The sequence below is a fragment of the Methanobrevibacter sp. UBA212 genome, assembly GCF_905233225.1.
In the GTDB taxonomy this organism is placed as follows: domain Archaea; phylum Methanobacteriota; class Methanobacteria; order Methanobacteriales; family Methanobacteriaceae; genus Methanocatella.
Genome location: NZ_CAJODJ010000001.1, coordinates 92,147 through 108,550, shown reverse-complemented (window position 1 = coordinate 108,550; position 16,404 = coordinate 92,147). Strand labels below are relative to the sequence as shown.

General features: G+C 35.4%; 4 protein-coding genes. All 4 read right to left on the bottom strand.

The features are described from left to right. The coding region (locus QZ138_RS00300; RefSeq protein WP_292884765.1) for a hypothetical protein at positions 1-4,881 on the bottom strand (4,881 nt) is incomplete at its 3' end. Between the two features lie 399 nt (positions 4,882-5,280). Continuing rightward, positions 5,281-8,088, bottom strand: a complete 2,808-nt coding sequence (locus QZ138_RS00295; protein WP_292884763.1) for a hypothetical protein — start codon at positions 8,086-8,088, stop codon at positions 5,281-5,283. Between the two features lie 40 nt (positions 8,089-8,128). After that, entirely contained in the window at positions 8,129-12,703 is a 4,575-nt protein-coding gene (locus QZ138_RS00290) for a C1 family peptidase (protein WP_292884761.1), read from the bottom strand. Positions 12,704-12,799: 96 nt separating this feature from the next. Further along, positions 12,800-16,258, bottom strand: coding sequence for an Ig-like domain-containing protein (locus tag QZ138_RS00285; protein ID WP_292884759.1), 3,459 nt, complete (start codon positions 16,256-16,258; stop codon positions 12,800-12,802). Positions 16,259-16,404 lie beyond the last annotated feature (146 nt).

Below are 16,404 nucleotides of genomic sequence, written 5' to 3'. Positions count from 1 at the left end.
CATTGTGGTATTTTCCACACCGTCAACGAATAAAGTGATAACACCATTACCATTTACACTTGCAGATAAATCCACACTCTGACCAGCATAAATTGTCAAATCAGATGCAGTTAATGTTAAAGAATTTGAGTAAACATGATAATATTTAGTTGCCAAATCAGTTGAAGCGGATTTGTAAGTTATATTTTCATCCTCTGCACCATTATACCTTGCATAAAGATTATATGGATTGTTATAAGGATTATGACTATTTGAATCAACAGTATATACATATGATTCACCGGCATTGATTCTTGCAATATCATTATAACCGTATAGGTCTTTACCTATTGTTACTGTTCCCACATTAATTTCTTTACCTTCTGAATCAACAACATGAGGTGTGATTAGTATTTTACCGTTTACGAGCACTTCAGTAGTGTTAATTTCCAAAGTTACAGTTGGTGTAACTTCAGGCAATACGATAATGTAAGTTTCAGCACCAGACTCACTGGCTCCTAATTTTAAAGTTTCATTTTTAATATAACGGGCAAAAATAGCATTTGAATATGTTCCTTTTGCCTTATTTGGTGTGTATGTGTAGTTTTTATTAGTTGCCAAATCAATTGTTGCAATTAATGTTTCGCCGTCCCAAATTTCAACCTGTCCTGCCTCAACATTCTGATTATTTGCAGTTACGGTTGGAGTGATAATTATGGATTGCCCTTTAATAATTGTATTAGGACTAATTGTAATTGAAGTTTGAGTTTCAAATTCTTCCAAAACAACGAATGTTACGGTTTTTGATTCAGCATTATAATTGACATCATCACTATATTCAATAACTATATTATAAGTTCCATTAGCAAGATTTGATAAATCTAATGTGATTCCTTCACCAGATACATCTCCTGAATATGTGAATTTTCCTGTTGCATTGTATGCAGAGGTTGAAACAGCAATGGATTTGGAACCTTCACCGTAAACCGTATTATTTCCTTCAACATCAACATCAAATGTTAATGTTCCTTTAGTCACTTCAAAAGAGGTTGCATTTGTTAATTGATTGTCTTCAACACACACAATATTGGCATCATAATTATCTGCGGTTAAATTGCCCAGGGATACTTCTTTTACTCCATTGTCACTTTCTATTACTTCAGCATTAACGGTTTTGGAACCGACAGTGATTGTATAATTGCCAACCCTTGAAGTTGTAATGACGGCAATGAGCTCATTCGGATATTGCTTGGTGGCTATATCAATTTTGAGAGTGTGGACAACCGGCTGATTAATTACAACTGTAATATTGTTTGTTGAATTGCTTGGGTTGTAGCCGTCACTACCTAAATATTTAGCTGAAATCACATGCTCTCCGATATCCAAACTGAATAAATCAAGTGGAGTGCCTGCAGTTAAATTGGTAAAGTAAACTCCGTTATCATAATATGAGATATTTCCAACCAATACGTTTTCACCTTCAGCAATCACAGCAGGCTGAATTGTTACTGTTGTTCCCAAATCGACATTAACCGGAGTTGTATTTTCCAGAGTCAATGATGTGTCTTTTGAAGGAGCGATAATATTGACTGTTAGATTATTACTTTGACCAGGAGCATAATAATATGTACGGTCCACATATCCCTCATATACAGCATATACTTTATGTGTTCCTATGCCGAATTGGGATGACTCGAATGTATAAGGATTTAAGGTGTATGATCCTTGAGAAGAGCTATAAGTGGTTGTGAAATTTGCAACATTCACATCATCAACATAAATAAGCACTGTTGAATCTGAAGCGCGCTTGTAGAATTGAGACAATGTCACTTCCAGTGTAATATTGTTGCCTGAAATTACGTCTATAGTGCCTGTTTGACCGTCACCAGTCAATTCAATCTCATTTTCTTTCATGCTGTAAAATGAAACTGAAGAAGAGGAGTCATAAGAATAGTAATAATCTCCATTCACTCCTTCAAAACTCCAATAAAAGCTTTTGGAACTTGAAGGGGAACTGGTGGCTGCAGGAACATCATATTCAAAACTTCCATTTTCAGCCAAATCAATAGTTGCAATTACATTTGTTTTTGAATAGTCTGAGTAAAGAGTTAAAGTACCGTTGGTCAGATACTCCTTGGAAGAGGAATAGTCCTGATAATATACCTTTGGAGTAACTGATACTTTAGTTCCTTCAACCGCAGAATTTGGTGTTAATTCCATTCCTGATGCAGTTCTGGTCTGTAAGATCTTGAATGTCACATCATTACTTTTAGATGGCAAATATGTGTCATCGCCTTCAAATTCAACGCGAACTACATGGTCTCCTGCCTCGGAACTTGTAAAGTATAATGAAATATCATCATCACTATCTGTTGTAAATGTTCCTGAAACAATTTCATCATTGTCATAAACTTTTACTGAAAGGTTTAATCCGTTTGCATCTGCATAGAATACGTATTGCGGCAGATATACATATTGATAAGTGCTATAATCAATTTGCTGAGTGGCTACCTGTCCGACAAATGATGTTTTACCGTCAACAGTTAATTCAATTGTTAAATGTTTTTTGATTTTGACAGATTTCAATTCAGAATTTGGACTTTCAGCATAGCTTAAATCATTATTTTCCAAGTATTTAGCATAAACAGATACTGTATCACCCTCTTCGCCTGCAGGTGTGAATACAAAATAGCTGTTTTCAGCCAAATTAATTGTATCGATTAAATTTCCATTTTCATAATAAATGGCAACGCTTCCGGATGTAACAGTATTGCCATTAACAGTTACTGTAGGAGTTACTTTAATGCTGTCGCCTTTAGCAATTCCAGTAGCGTTTAATTCAATACTGACTGAACTTGGATATTTGTCATATACATTAGCATAAATAGTTTGGCTTGCAGAAGTGTAGTTTTCATCACCGGCATAATATATATCAACAGCATTCATACCGGCAACTAAATTCTCCAAAGTTATTTCTCCCAAATCTTTTTCAGCACCATTATTAATTCTTACCTTACCATTACCGTTAGCGCTAACTGTCACTGTTTGAGTATCGGCAAGCAAAGTGTTGTTTCCTGTTAAAGTTACCTGAAGGTTCGCATCAGCCTTAGAGATTGTAAATGTTGTAGCATTAATCAAACTAGCATCATTGTTGTCAACGACTGTAGCGGAATACGGTGAACTTCCTGCAGCATAACCTGTAATTGGAATTTCCTGACTTCCTGCCTGATTGAATACTATTCCGGTATTGTAATCAACTCCATTGATTTTAAGAGCATATGTGCCTGCCTGACCTGCAGTGACTGTTGCAACAGTATTACCATAAGTAGTATTTGTTACAGATACTGTTAATAATCCGGTATTTGGAGTGGCACCTTCAATATGAACTGTCAAATGATTACTTTCATTTCCTGCATGATAATAAACGTTACCATTTGTATCTTCAAAATTGTAACCTTCGTATTTTACATAAACATCATAGTCACCGGCATCATAACCTGTGAAATCCAATTCATAATCATTTACAGAAGTTGTTGATGCAGCGGAAAATGTTCCAACTTTTTGTGTTCCAACATAAACATCTATAAATGAGTTTGTGCCATCATTCATATAATAAGTTGGTGTCACATGTAAATTGACTTTATTATCAGAATCAGGATTAATCTCACCGGTTTGGCCATTGCCTGTTAATGCAATTGGGTTTGAATCCAATACAAGGAAATAAACATAATTGGAACTTGAATGGATGAATCCTTTACTGTTATATTCTCCGGCAAATGTATAATACAATTGAATATAGTCACATTCTGCAGTAATATCTACCAATGGAACTGTAAATGATCCCCCATCAGTTGATACTGTAGCGATTCTGTTTGCATCAGTGTATGAGCTTGAAGAGTAAAATGTGACATAACCTGAAATAGGTCTGGAAGTATAACCGTCTGCAGATGAGGAACCTGAAGACATTGCTGTTGGAGTAATGGTTATGTTTTGGCCTTCAATGCCCCATTCAGGATCAACAGACAATGAAGCTATTTTATTCTGTCCGGATACAACATAAACTTTTACTTCATTACTCTTTTTACTTCCGTCTACAACATAAATGGTATTTTCGCCTAAATTGTCAGTGTTAAATTCAAGAGTTGCGGTTCCTGATGAAATGCTCTGTTCAGTGCTTCCGAACTTGATTTTTGCAGAAGATGAAGCGCCTTCAACCTTAAATGTCACTACCGCATTATATCTGGCATTATTTCCTGTAGTCGCAATGAACACATAATCTTCAGTGTATGGGAAATGCATAGAGCTGCTTTGTCCGTCATATTTGCTGTATGCATCAGTGACCTTTAAGGTAATGTCAGATTCATCACCTCCGGATGAACTACCTGATTCATCTTCCACTACAGTAAATGTTACTGAATCAGATGTGTATGTTCCAAACATTGAACTTCCACTGCAGTAAACAGTGTTTTCACCAATTATTGCATTTGAAAGAGAAAAAGTAAATCCTGTGCTTGAATGAACCTCACCGTAAGTTGTAGTCTCTATCTTACCATTGTTAAGATAAACATCCACATCGCCGCTGTCTGAGGCCATTGAGTATGAACCCATCTTTACAGTAATCTCGTCGTTTTGAGTGTATGATGTTTTCTCGTTAATAATTTCTAAAGTGGTGTCGGCACCCAATACTTCTTCATCATCAGCTGCCTTCAATTCATCATTCTTATTTTCATCTGCAATGTCAACAACGTTTCCATCATCAACATCGGCATTGTTTACATCAACAAGATTTAAATCTTGCGAGTTATCGTTAGCTGCTATTGCCGTTTCGTTAAAACTAGTTTCATCAACAGCACTAACAGCACCTAAACCTATCATGACTATAGCAATAGCTACTACAGCCACGATTAACGTGCTATATTTTTTAATAATTTCACCTCAAGTACTTGCGAATATAAAACTAAAAATTTTATATCCTAATAATATTTAGGCATGACTAAATATTTAAAGATTATTAGTAAGCATCCAAACATTTATCAAAAAAAATGAAAATAAGATTAAAAAACTAATAAAGGCATAATAATTTAAATCCGTGTGTACTTGAGGTAAAATTAAATAAATTCAAACTAAAACGCCTTTATGTAGGTATAATTTACATTATACAATAAAGTATAACTTCTTTTTAATATATAAAATAATCGTTTTTAATACTCATATAGACAAATAAAGGTTTAGTTATGCCTAAAAAATGTAAAATATATTAAACCTTATACAAAAAGAAAAAAACAGATAAGAAATCAATTCTTATCTTTTTACAGTTACGGTTTTTTTGATTGAAGTTTTAAGATAGGAAATAGTTATTTTATGTTTGCCAACTTTAAATAAACTCTTAATTTTGATAGTGGCTACACCTTTTTTATTGGTTTTGGCAGAATAAATTTTTCCTTTGATTTTAAAGGTGATCTTTTTGCCACTTAAAGCCTTACCACTAGTGGTTTTTAAAGTTGCAGAGAATCTTTTAACATTGTATCTTTTAAACTTCTTATTTTTAGATTTCAAAATCTGTTTGACAACCAGTTTGTTTGATACCTTAACTCCTTTATACTCGGCAGTTATTGTATGAGTTTTTGGAAGCAAGTTCTTATCCTTAACAACAAGTTTTGCATAACCGTTTTCATCTGTCAAAACAGTTTTTGCATTTTTGCCGTCAATCATAAAGACTACTTTTTCACCTGCTCCAACAGCCTGGCCATTATCTCCATATACCTGAACTTTATAAGTTGCTGAATATGAATAATCCGCTTTTATATCATTATTTCCGTTAATCCTTGAAACGATGGTTAAATTATTTGTTATCTCTTCATTGGTCGCAGGATTGAATGATGTTATTGTGTAAACCCCCGCAACCAGGGAATTTTTAAATATTGCATAACCGAATTCATCGGTTAAAACCTCATATTCATTTCCATTGAAAACAAACAGAACTGTCTTATTCCTTAAAGGATTTGAATTTTTATCCAAAAATCTTGCCTTAAAGTCATATGCTGAATTTTGCGCTCTGATGACATTTTCAGAAACTATTGAGGATTTACCTGCTGAAGGCATTACTTTTATAGTTTGAGAAGATGTGGAGGTAACGTTTTTACCTGAAACCTCAACTTTAGCCCTGTATTCCCCGGCAACATTTTTATCAGGATTAATCCGAGCAATACCATTATTATCAGTGGTTGCAGAATATGTTATTCCATTTATTGTCAATCTAACTTCTGTATTGTTAACAACACGGTTGTATTTGTCCTTGACTTCAACATTGATTGTTCCATCTTCATTATAGAAGTAGCTGACGCTTACCTCATCGGTCAATGGTGTTGAGGTACTGTTGGCAACCCATATCTTTGATGGAGTTGAGTTTGAAATTATCTTTCCTTCTACATTAACGCTGATGTTATGCTCACCCGCAACCAATTGAGGAGCAATTTGAGCAATTCCCTGTGAATTGGTAACACCATCATATGTTTCACCATCAATAACGACCTGAACTTCCTTATTAGCTACCGGCCGATCATATTCATCAATTACAATCACGTTCATGGAACCGTCATCATTGAAGGAATATGAAACTGTTGCCTCCAGCTCTTCACCGCCAACAATAAACAATGAAGAGTTTTGAGTCAATGAAAACTTATTTGAGTTTGAATCGCCTGCAATTAAAACTGCAGTATAATTACCGACATTCAAATTATTTAATGTAAGTGTATCGCCGGTCAACTCATATTCCTGACTGTCTACAATAATGCTGTAGCGAATATTCAAAAGATTATTTGTTCCGTCATCGTGAGTTACTTTAATTATTTCAGTTTGACCATAATCAATGTCTGATGTTTCAATTGATGAGACAATATCAAAATTTGAGTTTTTGATTGTCAGAGATGATGCATATCTTGCACTGTAAATATTATTACCATGTGCTGCGGTATTGTCCTTGAAAGTACAGTTGTCAATGGTTATTGATGCTGAAGAGCTAATGTATAAAACCCCTCCATAACCTTTGGCGGAACAGTTTCTAAATACGGAATTTTTAATAACGACATTTTTTGCTTCCCCTTCAACGACTATTGCACCGCCATCACCTGAACCATATTCCTCATGGAACCATAATTTGGTTCCTGTTGAGCTGATTTTATCAAAAATACAACTGTCCACTTCCACGGTACTTTTCTTATCAATATTTATTACTCCAGCAGCATCCACAGCCTTGGAGTTTAAAAAACTGCAGTCAATGAATTTTACAGTACTCTCCTTAACATAGAATAGTCCGTTTTTTGCAGAAGAGTCTCTTACTGTACAATTGTGAACTTCAACATATGCCTTTTTTGCATGAAGTGCACTTCCTTCCTTTGAAACGCATCTTTGAACCAGGGAATTGTAGAGGTATAAATTTGAGTTTTCATCACAGTATATCGCTCCACCCTTTTTACCTCCATTTGCAAAAAATGTGGAATCATAGATATGGCATGTTCCGGAGTTGTGAATTGCTCCCCCTTCAGTACCTATTCCCTGATTAGATGCAAAATAACAATCAGTTACAGTCAACTGACCCATGTTTACAATAGCCCCTTCACCATCATAGCCGGTTTTTGGCCCATCAGGATTTCCCTGTTTTTCACCAGTGTATGCATTAATGAATGACAGCTTTGTTAATGTTACGCTTCCCTGTGTTTTGAAAAATCCTCCTGACCCACTGGCATTGATTACAGTATTTCCACTTCCTTTTAAATTGATATTATACACAACTGTGTCCTTTATATCATAGTAAGTGCCGTTTGCAAACTGAATTGTATCACCTGAACCTGCATTATTCCATGCCTGATTCCAGTTTGTCGGATCCGCTTCGCTTGAACCTGATCCGGTACCGTCAGGAGATATGTAAATTGTATTTCCACTACTTACTTTATCTGTCGTATCTTCACTTTCAATTTCATCAATTTCAGCTTGAGTTAATGTATCCTCAAAATTTGCACCTTCCTCAGCAGTTATATTTTCTGCTGAGACAAATGAAAGTGAAAACATCAAAATCAATGAAAATAACACCAATGTCAATATTTTTTTCATAATTTTCACCTTAAAAAATATATTAATAGGGTTTCAAACCCTATCTTTTTATAGTAATTTTTTTAGTAATCTTTGTTTTCAGATAACTGATTTGCATTTTGAATGTGCCCACTTTCCAGAATTTTTTAATGGTAATTTTAGCTACACCCTTTGAGTTGGTTTTGGCCTTATAGGTTTTACCTTTGAATTTGAAAGTAACCAGTTTGCCTTTGATTGCCTTGCCTTTGGATGTCTTTAAAGTTGCAGTATATTTTTTAGCATTATAACGTTTGAATTTTTTATTGGAAGCCTTTAAAATCTGTTTTACTACAACTTTATTAGACAGAGTTACGCCCTTGTAATTTGCACTTATTGAGTAAGTGCCGGGCAGCAAATCGCTAACCTTAACTGAAGCATAACCATTTTTATCAGTTATTGCAGTGTAAGTTTTGGAACCTGCCTTAATCACTACTTTTTCACCTGCCCCAACAAGCTGACCGTTATCTCCATAGACTCTAACGCCATAAGTTCCAGAGAAGGAATAATCAAAGTTAAGGTCATTTCCGCCTGCCATTCTTGGAACAATTGTAACTGTCTTAACAATTGACTTTAATGTAGCGGGATTCATGATAGTTATATTATACATTCCAGGTGCCAAGTTATTTGCAAATTTCAAAACACCATATTCATTTGTTTTAACAAAGTAATCATTTCCGTTCAGGACTAAATTGATTTCCTTGTTTTCAAGAGGATTTCCATTGGCATCATATAATTTTGCCTGCATATCCCATGCACTATTCTGTGCCCTATCTGAATTTTCAGCAATAATTGAAGCAATGGAACCTTCAGGAACATTTACAATCCTCACACTATCAGATTGGGATGATGAAACTGTAATTCCATTAACGGTTACGGTTGCAGGATATTCTCCATCATCCAAACCATCAACCTTGAATGTGGCCACACCACTTGCATCGCTGACATTGGAATATTGTTTACCCGCAATATTCAATGTCACTGGAGTGTTGGGAATTGCTTTGCCTGCACTATCCAAAATGACTGCACTGATTGATCCGTCATCATTATAAATGTATTTGACATCTCCAATTGTTGCAGCATCACCTGAACTGTTGCCTGTTGATAGGATATTTACAACAACTGAAGCTGAAGAGGATATGTAAGCGGCTGAACCTGCAAAACTGACAGTTCCGGAATACTTTCCAACATCAAAAGCATTAATTTCAAATACCGCAACGCCGTTAGCGTCTGTTTTAGCAGTTACTGAACTGCCCTTTGTAAATGTTAATGTTAACTCAGCGGATTTGACAGGGTTGCCTAAACTGTCCTTTAATGTTGCAGTTACATAAGCAATGCTTCCAAAGTTATATTCTCCGCTTTCAACATCAATACTGGTCGACAACTTTTGAGTATCCTGATTCAATACAGTTATCCTTGATGATTGACTGGATGAGAGATATGCATCGTTACCTGCAAATGAAACTTCAGCATCATATTGGCCGACATTTAAATCATTTGCCTGAATTGTAAATGTTACAATACCATTGCCGTTTGATTTTCCATTATAATTTTTATTACTTACCTTTAATGTCAAATCAAGGTTTGCAATAGCTTTAGATGATAAATCTGTAATTATTGCTGTTACACTGGCAGTACTGCCGTAAATGTATTCAACATCACAAACAGTAATTTTAGTCACTTTTGGAGCTGCTTTTGATACTGTTACCTTGGCTGTGTCGCTTGAAACACTATATGTTGTTGAACCTGAATTATAGGTTGCCTTTACATTGTAACTGCCGGCTTCATTAAATACAGTTTCAAAAGTAGCATAACCGTTACTTACCTTGACGGCCTCTGTAATTCCATTTACTTCAAAGGTAACATATCCCAAGTTGACTAATTTGCCGTTTTCATCTTTAACCAATGCTGTAATTCTTGTTGTAATGCCTGTTTCACTTGCAACATCACCAACAGATGTTGTGGTTGACAGAGTAATGTTTCCAGCTCTTGTAAACGCTTTTATACAGGCCACCTGTGACGCATATCTGTGTTCGATTTCAGGACGGTCCAGTGTGAATGTGTACAAATCAGTCCATGAATTTCCATTATATGAAAAGAAGGAAATTCCTTCGGAATATGTTAATCTTGTAGCTGTAATCACTTCACAAATTGGAATTGAAGCCCCACCTGCTCTTGAAATCTTAAATTGGATTGTGAATGTGTCTCCTGCGGTCAATTGATATTCTGTTGTTAATGGGATTGTATTATATCCTGCAAAAGCATGGCCTTTTTGAGTATGTTTTAATGCATCATTAATGTATACGCTTAACTCATAATCCATTGCATCTTCAAATATTGTTGAAGCGGCTGTTAAAATATCATTTCCGAGTGCTGTGAAAGTATTTTTGTAATATAATGTCTGATTGTTACCTGTAGGATATAGGAAATCAGTCATTCCACCGATATCATACTGATAGTTTCTGTTGTACCTTACTGTATCATTTAAAATGAAAGTGTATGCAACATTTTTTTCACCGATTTCAAAGACAACAGGATCATAATATGAAACATAGAAGTATCCGTCATCTCCCCAATCGGTATTCCAGCTGTTTTTTACAATCCATGCGCCATTACTTTCAGCCATACTTCCCATCGGGAAATTGTCCCTGTCATAATTGTCATCCCATCCGACAACAGTTACTGCATGGTTTGCATAAGCTTTGGTTGTGGTTGCAAGGAAATATGCGGATTTGTCCTTATCATAATTCAGGGGTGAGTCAAAATCAGCATACATCAGCACGCTTATTGCACCATAGTCCATGATTGCCTTTTTAATCGCATCATTATCAAGCGCATTGGCACGTGCAGGAAGGTAATATACATTTTGAACGTGCATGAATGCTTCTTTTAATGTTGATAATGTTGAGTAGTCATCATAAGGATCATCACTTTCCAAAACAGGACCCAGCCAGCTTATAAGATTACCCCAGGTCATTTCAGAGTGACCTCCTTCGTTGGTGGTCATTTTCCAACCGTATGCGGAGTATAATTCAATCAGGTTTTTAACGCTTTCTTCAGATAAGTCCACTGATTTTCCTGTTGCTTTGAGAATGCAGGATTCCAGTGCGGCGATTCCGGCAAATGCCCAGCAGTTGCCTCCGCCTTCCTGGTCACGAACAGGTGTAACCATACCCAGTTGCCTTAAATCATATCTTGAAGGCAATACTCCTGAATATGATGAGTTATATTTCATCATTTCATAATCTGAATTGTATCCTATGTCATAATCATACTTGTCTTGATGATAAATTACAGGTCCGATTGGAGCGGTACTTTCACCCAATGTCACATTATCCAAATCAACAGTTTTTCCGTTTGAAAATATTGTTCCACCATACCTTAAAGCGGCACTCTTATCGAATGTGGAATGGGATATTGATATGGATGTGCAGTTGTCTTCAAAAACAGCCCCTCCATCAAGAGCAGAGTTTTTCCTGAATTGGGAGTTTGTAACGGCAACATTTCCATACATTACATAAACTGCTCCCCCTTCATATCTTGCTGTATTATTGTTGAACCTGCAGTTATCGATTACCAAATTTGAGTTTAAATTACATATTGCTCCACCAAAGTCCCCGTAACCGTTGTTGAAATCTGTATTTTTAACTGTCAAATCGGTTACCTTGGAATATATTGCTCCTCCAGCATCTGCTCCGGCACGGCAGTTTTCAAATTCACAGTCTTCAATGACTATTATTCCCCCGTCTGTTGCAAGAACACCTCCGTAGAGGTCTGCATAGCTGTCATAGAATTTGGTATTTTTGATTATGGTATCCCCATATTTGTGATAAATGGATCCTCCATAAACAGCGCTGTTATTCATGAACAAACAGTCGTATAATTTAAGATAGGATTTCATTCCGTAAGCTTCATAATAATAGGAACCCGGTGAGTATATTGCTCCTCCAAATGCGTTGTTTCTTGTAGGATAGTATTGTGCAGTTGTATCGACTGCAACACAGTTTTTAAATACAAGACCATGCCCTTCAAGGGTTCCCCTGTTTTCTATTGTTGCATGGTCAAATGTCATGTTATATGCAAAGAGCCTTGCAATGTCATTGATTCTGAATGCCACTGCACTGTCATTTGTGCATTTGAATATTACTCCATCTGTACTTTCACCGTAAAAGGTTACCTGTGTAGGGGGACTTATAAGAACTCCGTCATTTGAATATAAATCACATGTGCCTGTAATTTCATAAACCCCATTTGCAAAGTAAGCAGTAACTCCGTAAGGCAATCTGCCATCAGTCACATATTTGAAAGGATTTGCTCTTGATCCGTCCCCGTCAACTGCAACTGAAGCGTTGAAATACATTGTTTGGGCATAAATGTCATCACCCTCACCCACTTTGCCGTCTTTACTGTCTGAAGATGACACGTCATCAATTTTAATGTCCGAATTGACATTAACAGCATCATCTGTGCTTATAATCTCATCAATATCATTACTAGCATCTGTTAAATTTTCATCACTTATCTCCTCAGCACTTACTGATGAAACTGACACTAAAAATAATATTAATGCTAAAAATAAAATTGTCTTTTTAACATTCATATAAAAACCTCAAGTATACTTATCCCTCTGTTTAGAGTCATGATAAAATTTGGTTTACATAAAAAATTTTAAAAAAATAAGATAATGTTTAAAACATTATCTTTTAATTCGAATAGTTTTCTTGACTGAAAGCTTTTGATAGCTGATTGTTGCTTTAAACTTACCGATCCTTTTCAGATTTTTAATCTTAAAGGTGGCTACTCCTTTAGCATTGGTTTTAGCCTTATAAGTTTTTCCTTTGACTTTCAGGAAAATCTGTTTACCTGCAACAGCTTTGCCGGTAGAAGTTTTTAAGCTAACCTTATACTTTTTGACCTTTTTAGCTTTTTTAAACTTGGCATTTTTAGCTTTCAGGACTAATTTTTTAACAACAACATTATTGGATACTTTAACTCCCTTATACTCTGCGGTGATCTTGTAAGTTTTCGCCAGCAAACCGCTGATTTTAAGGCTGACATAACCGTTACCGTCGGTGTATGCAGTATGTACGACATTGTTTAATGTAATTGATACCGCTTCATTTGCACCGGCAACATTACCGTTATCTGCATATACCCTTATCCTATAAGTGGCAGAAAATGTGTAATCAACATTAATGTTTTCATTGCCTGTGATTCTTTTGACAATTTTAACCGTTTTATTAAGAGTTTCACCACTTTCCAAGTTTTTGATTTGGATTTCATAACTTCCGGCAGCCAATACGCCCACCAGTTTGGCAACACCATACTCATCTGTTTTGACAGTATAATCATTGCCGTTGACTATGAAAATCATATCAGCATTCTGAAGCAGTTTTCCATCCTTATCATAAAATGTTGCCTTAAAGTCATATGGACTGTTTTGAGCTCTTGTCAAATCATCCGCATCAATGGTTGAAGCATTATACGAATTGTTTGAATTTGTTCCATTATCAATGACAATAACAGTATTATTTACATAAAGAGAGGTTATTTTTTTAATTGGACCGTAATTATCATCGCCGGAATATTGTATAACAATTGTATGATTACCATCAGCCAAATTATTCAATGTTATTGATGCTTTACCGTCAACCAAAGATTTTGATATTGGATTATTGTCAACAGTGACCGTAAATGTGCCTGTTGCATTAGCCAGATTAATGGAAAATGTCAGTGAGGAGGAATTGGCTGGGACATTAATGTCAACTGCACTGTTTTCATCTACATCAGCTTTTAAAACTTTAAAAGAGGTTGCATTTTTAAAAGTGGAATTTGTTTTAGATACTACTTCGGCAGTATAATTATCTGATGACAGGAAAAATGCAGTTGTTCCGATTCCTCCGCCAACAATGACCTCTTTTGAAGTATTGCTGACAGTTACAATATATATTCCATCAATGCTTGATTTTACAATGACTACTGCTTCATCAGGATAGGTTACATCACTGACAGTTATTGTAAGGCTTTGGGTTACCGGAGGATTATCTGAAGTTTCATTTGAAATTGTGAATGTTTTTGTATCACTCACACCATTGTATTTTTCATTACCTTTATAAAATACAGTATATGAATAATCTCCTTCATCCAGGCTTCCCAATTCCACATTAGCAAATCCATTTGAAAGTTTAACTTCAATTGGATTTTGATTGTTTAATGTTAAAGTAACGTTTTCATTGATATCCAACGGCAGTGTGATTGTAATATTAACCATATTTCGATCAATCATTGCATTAATTGATATTTGAGGTGTTGTTTTGTCAATGCTCAATACTCTGAATGTTGTTGAATTTCTAAAAGATGAATTAGATTTGGATTCAACGGTTGCGGTATAAGAATCAGCAGGCAGTGCGAAATTTACACTTCCAACTCCTCCGCTTACAGTCACATCCTTAGAATTGCCACCAACAGTTACGGTATAGACTCCATCAACACTTGAGCATACAGTGGCTGTGACCTCATTAGGATAAAATACATCGCTTACGCTAATTGACAATGTTTCATCATCAACAGTTTGGCTTTGATTGTTAATTTCAACATGATATGTTATTGAATTACTATCAATACTGCCCTGTTCACCCATAAATATCCAATAATTATATTTAGCAGTGAATACATAATCTCCGGTTTCATTAATTAATATGCTTCCACCTATAGAAGTAAAAGTTTTATCAACAGGATTAATGGATGTCAATGAATTTCCATTACAATATATCACCAAATCATTAACCAAAAGATCACCTGAAGGAACTGTGACATAATATTCAATCAAAACATTGTATTTGTCGTTAAGGTTGATAACAGCGGAATTTGGATTGTTTGAATCCCTGATGATTAGCTGCATTTCACCCGGTTGAGGTTCAGGGTTTTCTCCAGAACCGTTAGTATTGTTGCCTGTTCCGTTACCTGTTGAGTTACCTCCACTGGTATTTCTAGTAATGAAAGTCAAATTATTACTTGTTGCAGTAACAGTCTTGCCATTATAGCTTGCAGTATAAATGACATATAAAACCCATTCATTATCTTCATTGATTATGATATTGCCCAATTGATTGGCCGAATTTGGAGTTGTCACACCAATACTTTGACCATTAACAATAACATCCAAAGATTCATCACTGAATCCGTCACCGGATTTAAAGATATTATATGCAATTCTTGCAGTATAATCCCCTTCAGAAGTTATTGTGGTTAAATCAGGATAAGAAACATCATAAATTGAAATAGTTGCAGTACCGTTTTCATCCTCAGTACCATTTCCTGATGAGTTTCCACCACTGGTATTTCTAGTAATGAAAGTCAAATTATTACTTGTTGCAGTAACAGTCTTACCATTGACAGTTGCGGTGTAAATTACAGTCAGAGTCCATTCGTTATCTTCAGTGAATGTCAGATTTCCTAAACGATTTGAAAGTTTTGGAGTTGTTGAACCGATTTTTAGACCGTTAACAATAACGTCCAAATTCTCATCTGTAAATCCATCGCCTGATTTTGTTATGGTATATGCAATGTCTGAAACATAATCACCATTGGAAACGATTGTGGACTGACCCGGATAAGCCATATCATATATGGAAATGCTTGCAGAATCTTCAGCAGGTCCTGTTCCATTTCCCTGAGATCCCCCATTATTATAGATGTAGGTTATATGATTACTTTCATAAATATGGGATCCAGTATCAACCTTTAAGACATATGTTCCCTCTTTTGCAAAGTTATATGTAAAAACGGAATCTGCACTGCCGTAATTTTCAAATAAACTGATAGAATATGAATTGGTTGTTTCTACACCATCAACATACAGGTATAATGTTGTTCCGCCTGCACCTGACCATGTCATGTCCAATGATACTGATGAATCTGATGTTGTTATGGTACCAGTCTGTCCGGTTTTATGATCCTTGATTTGGACATAATCTCCGGCATTTTCCAGTTTGCTTTCTTCTTCTATATTAGAACTTTTTAAATCTGTATAATCTAAATTTATCTCATTTAACTGTGAGTTATCATCAATAGAAACTATTGTGGAATTCGTATCATCCAAATTTTCAGCAGATACGCATCCCAAACCAATATATAACATTGTTAATGTTAACATTAACAATATTATCTTGCTAAAGTTTTCATTAATATTTTTCACCTCCTCAAGTACACACGATATAAAATAAATTATATCAAAATTATATATGTTCCTTAAAATATATAAATTTAGTCATGCCTAAACTTTGAAAAAAATAAAGAGAG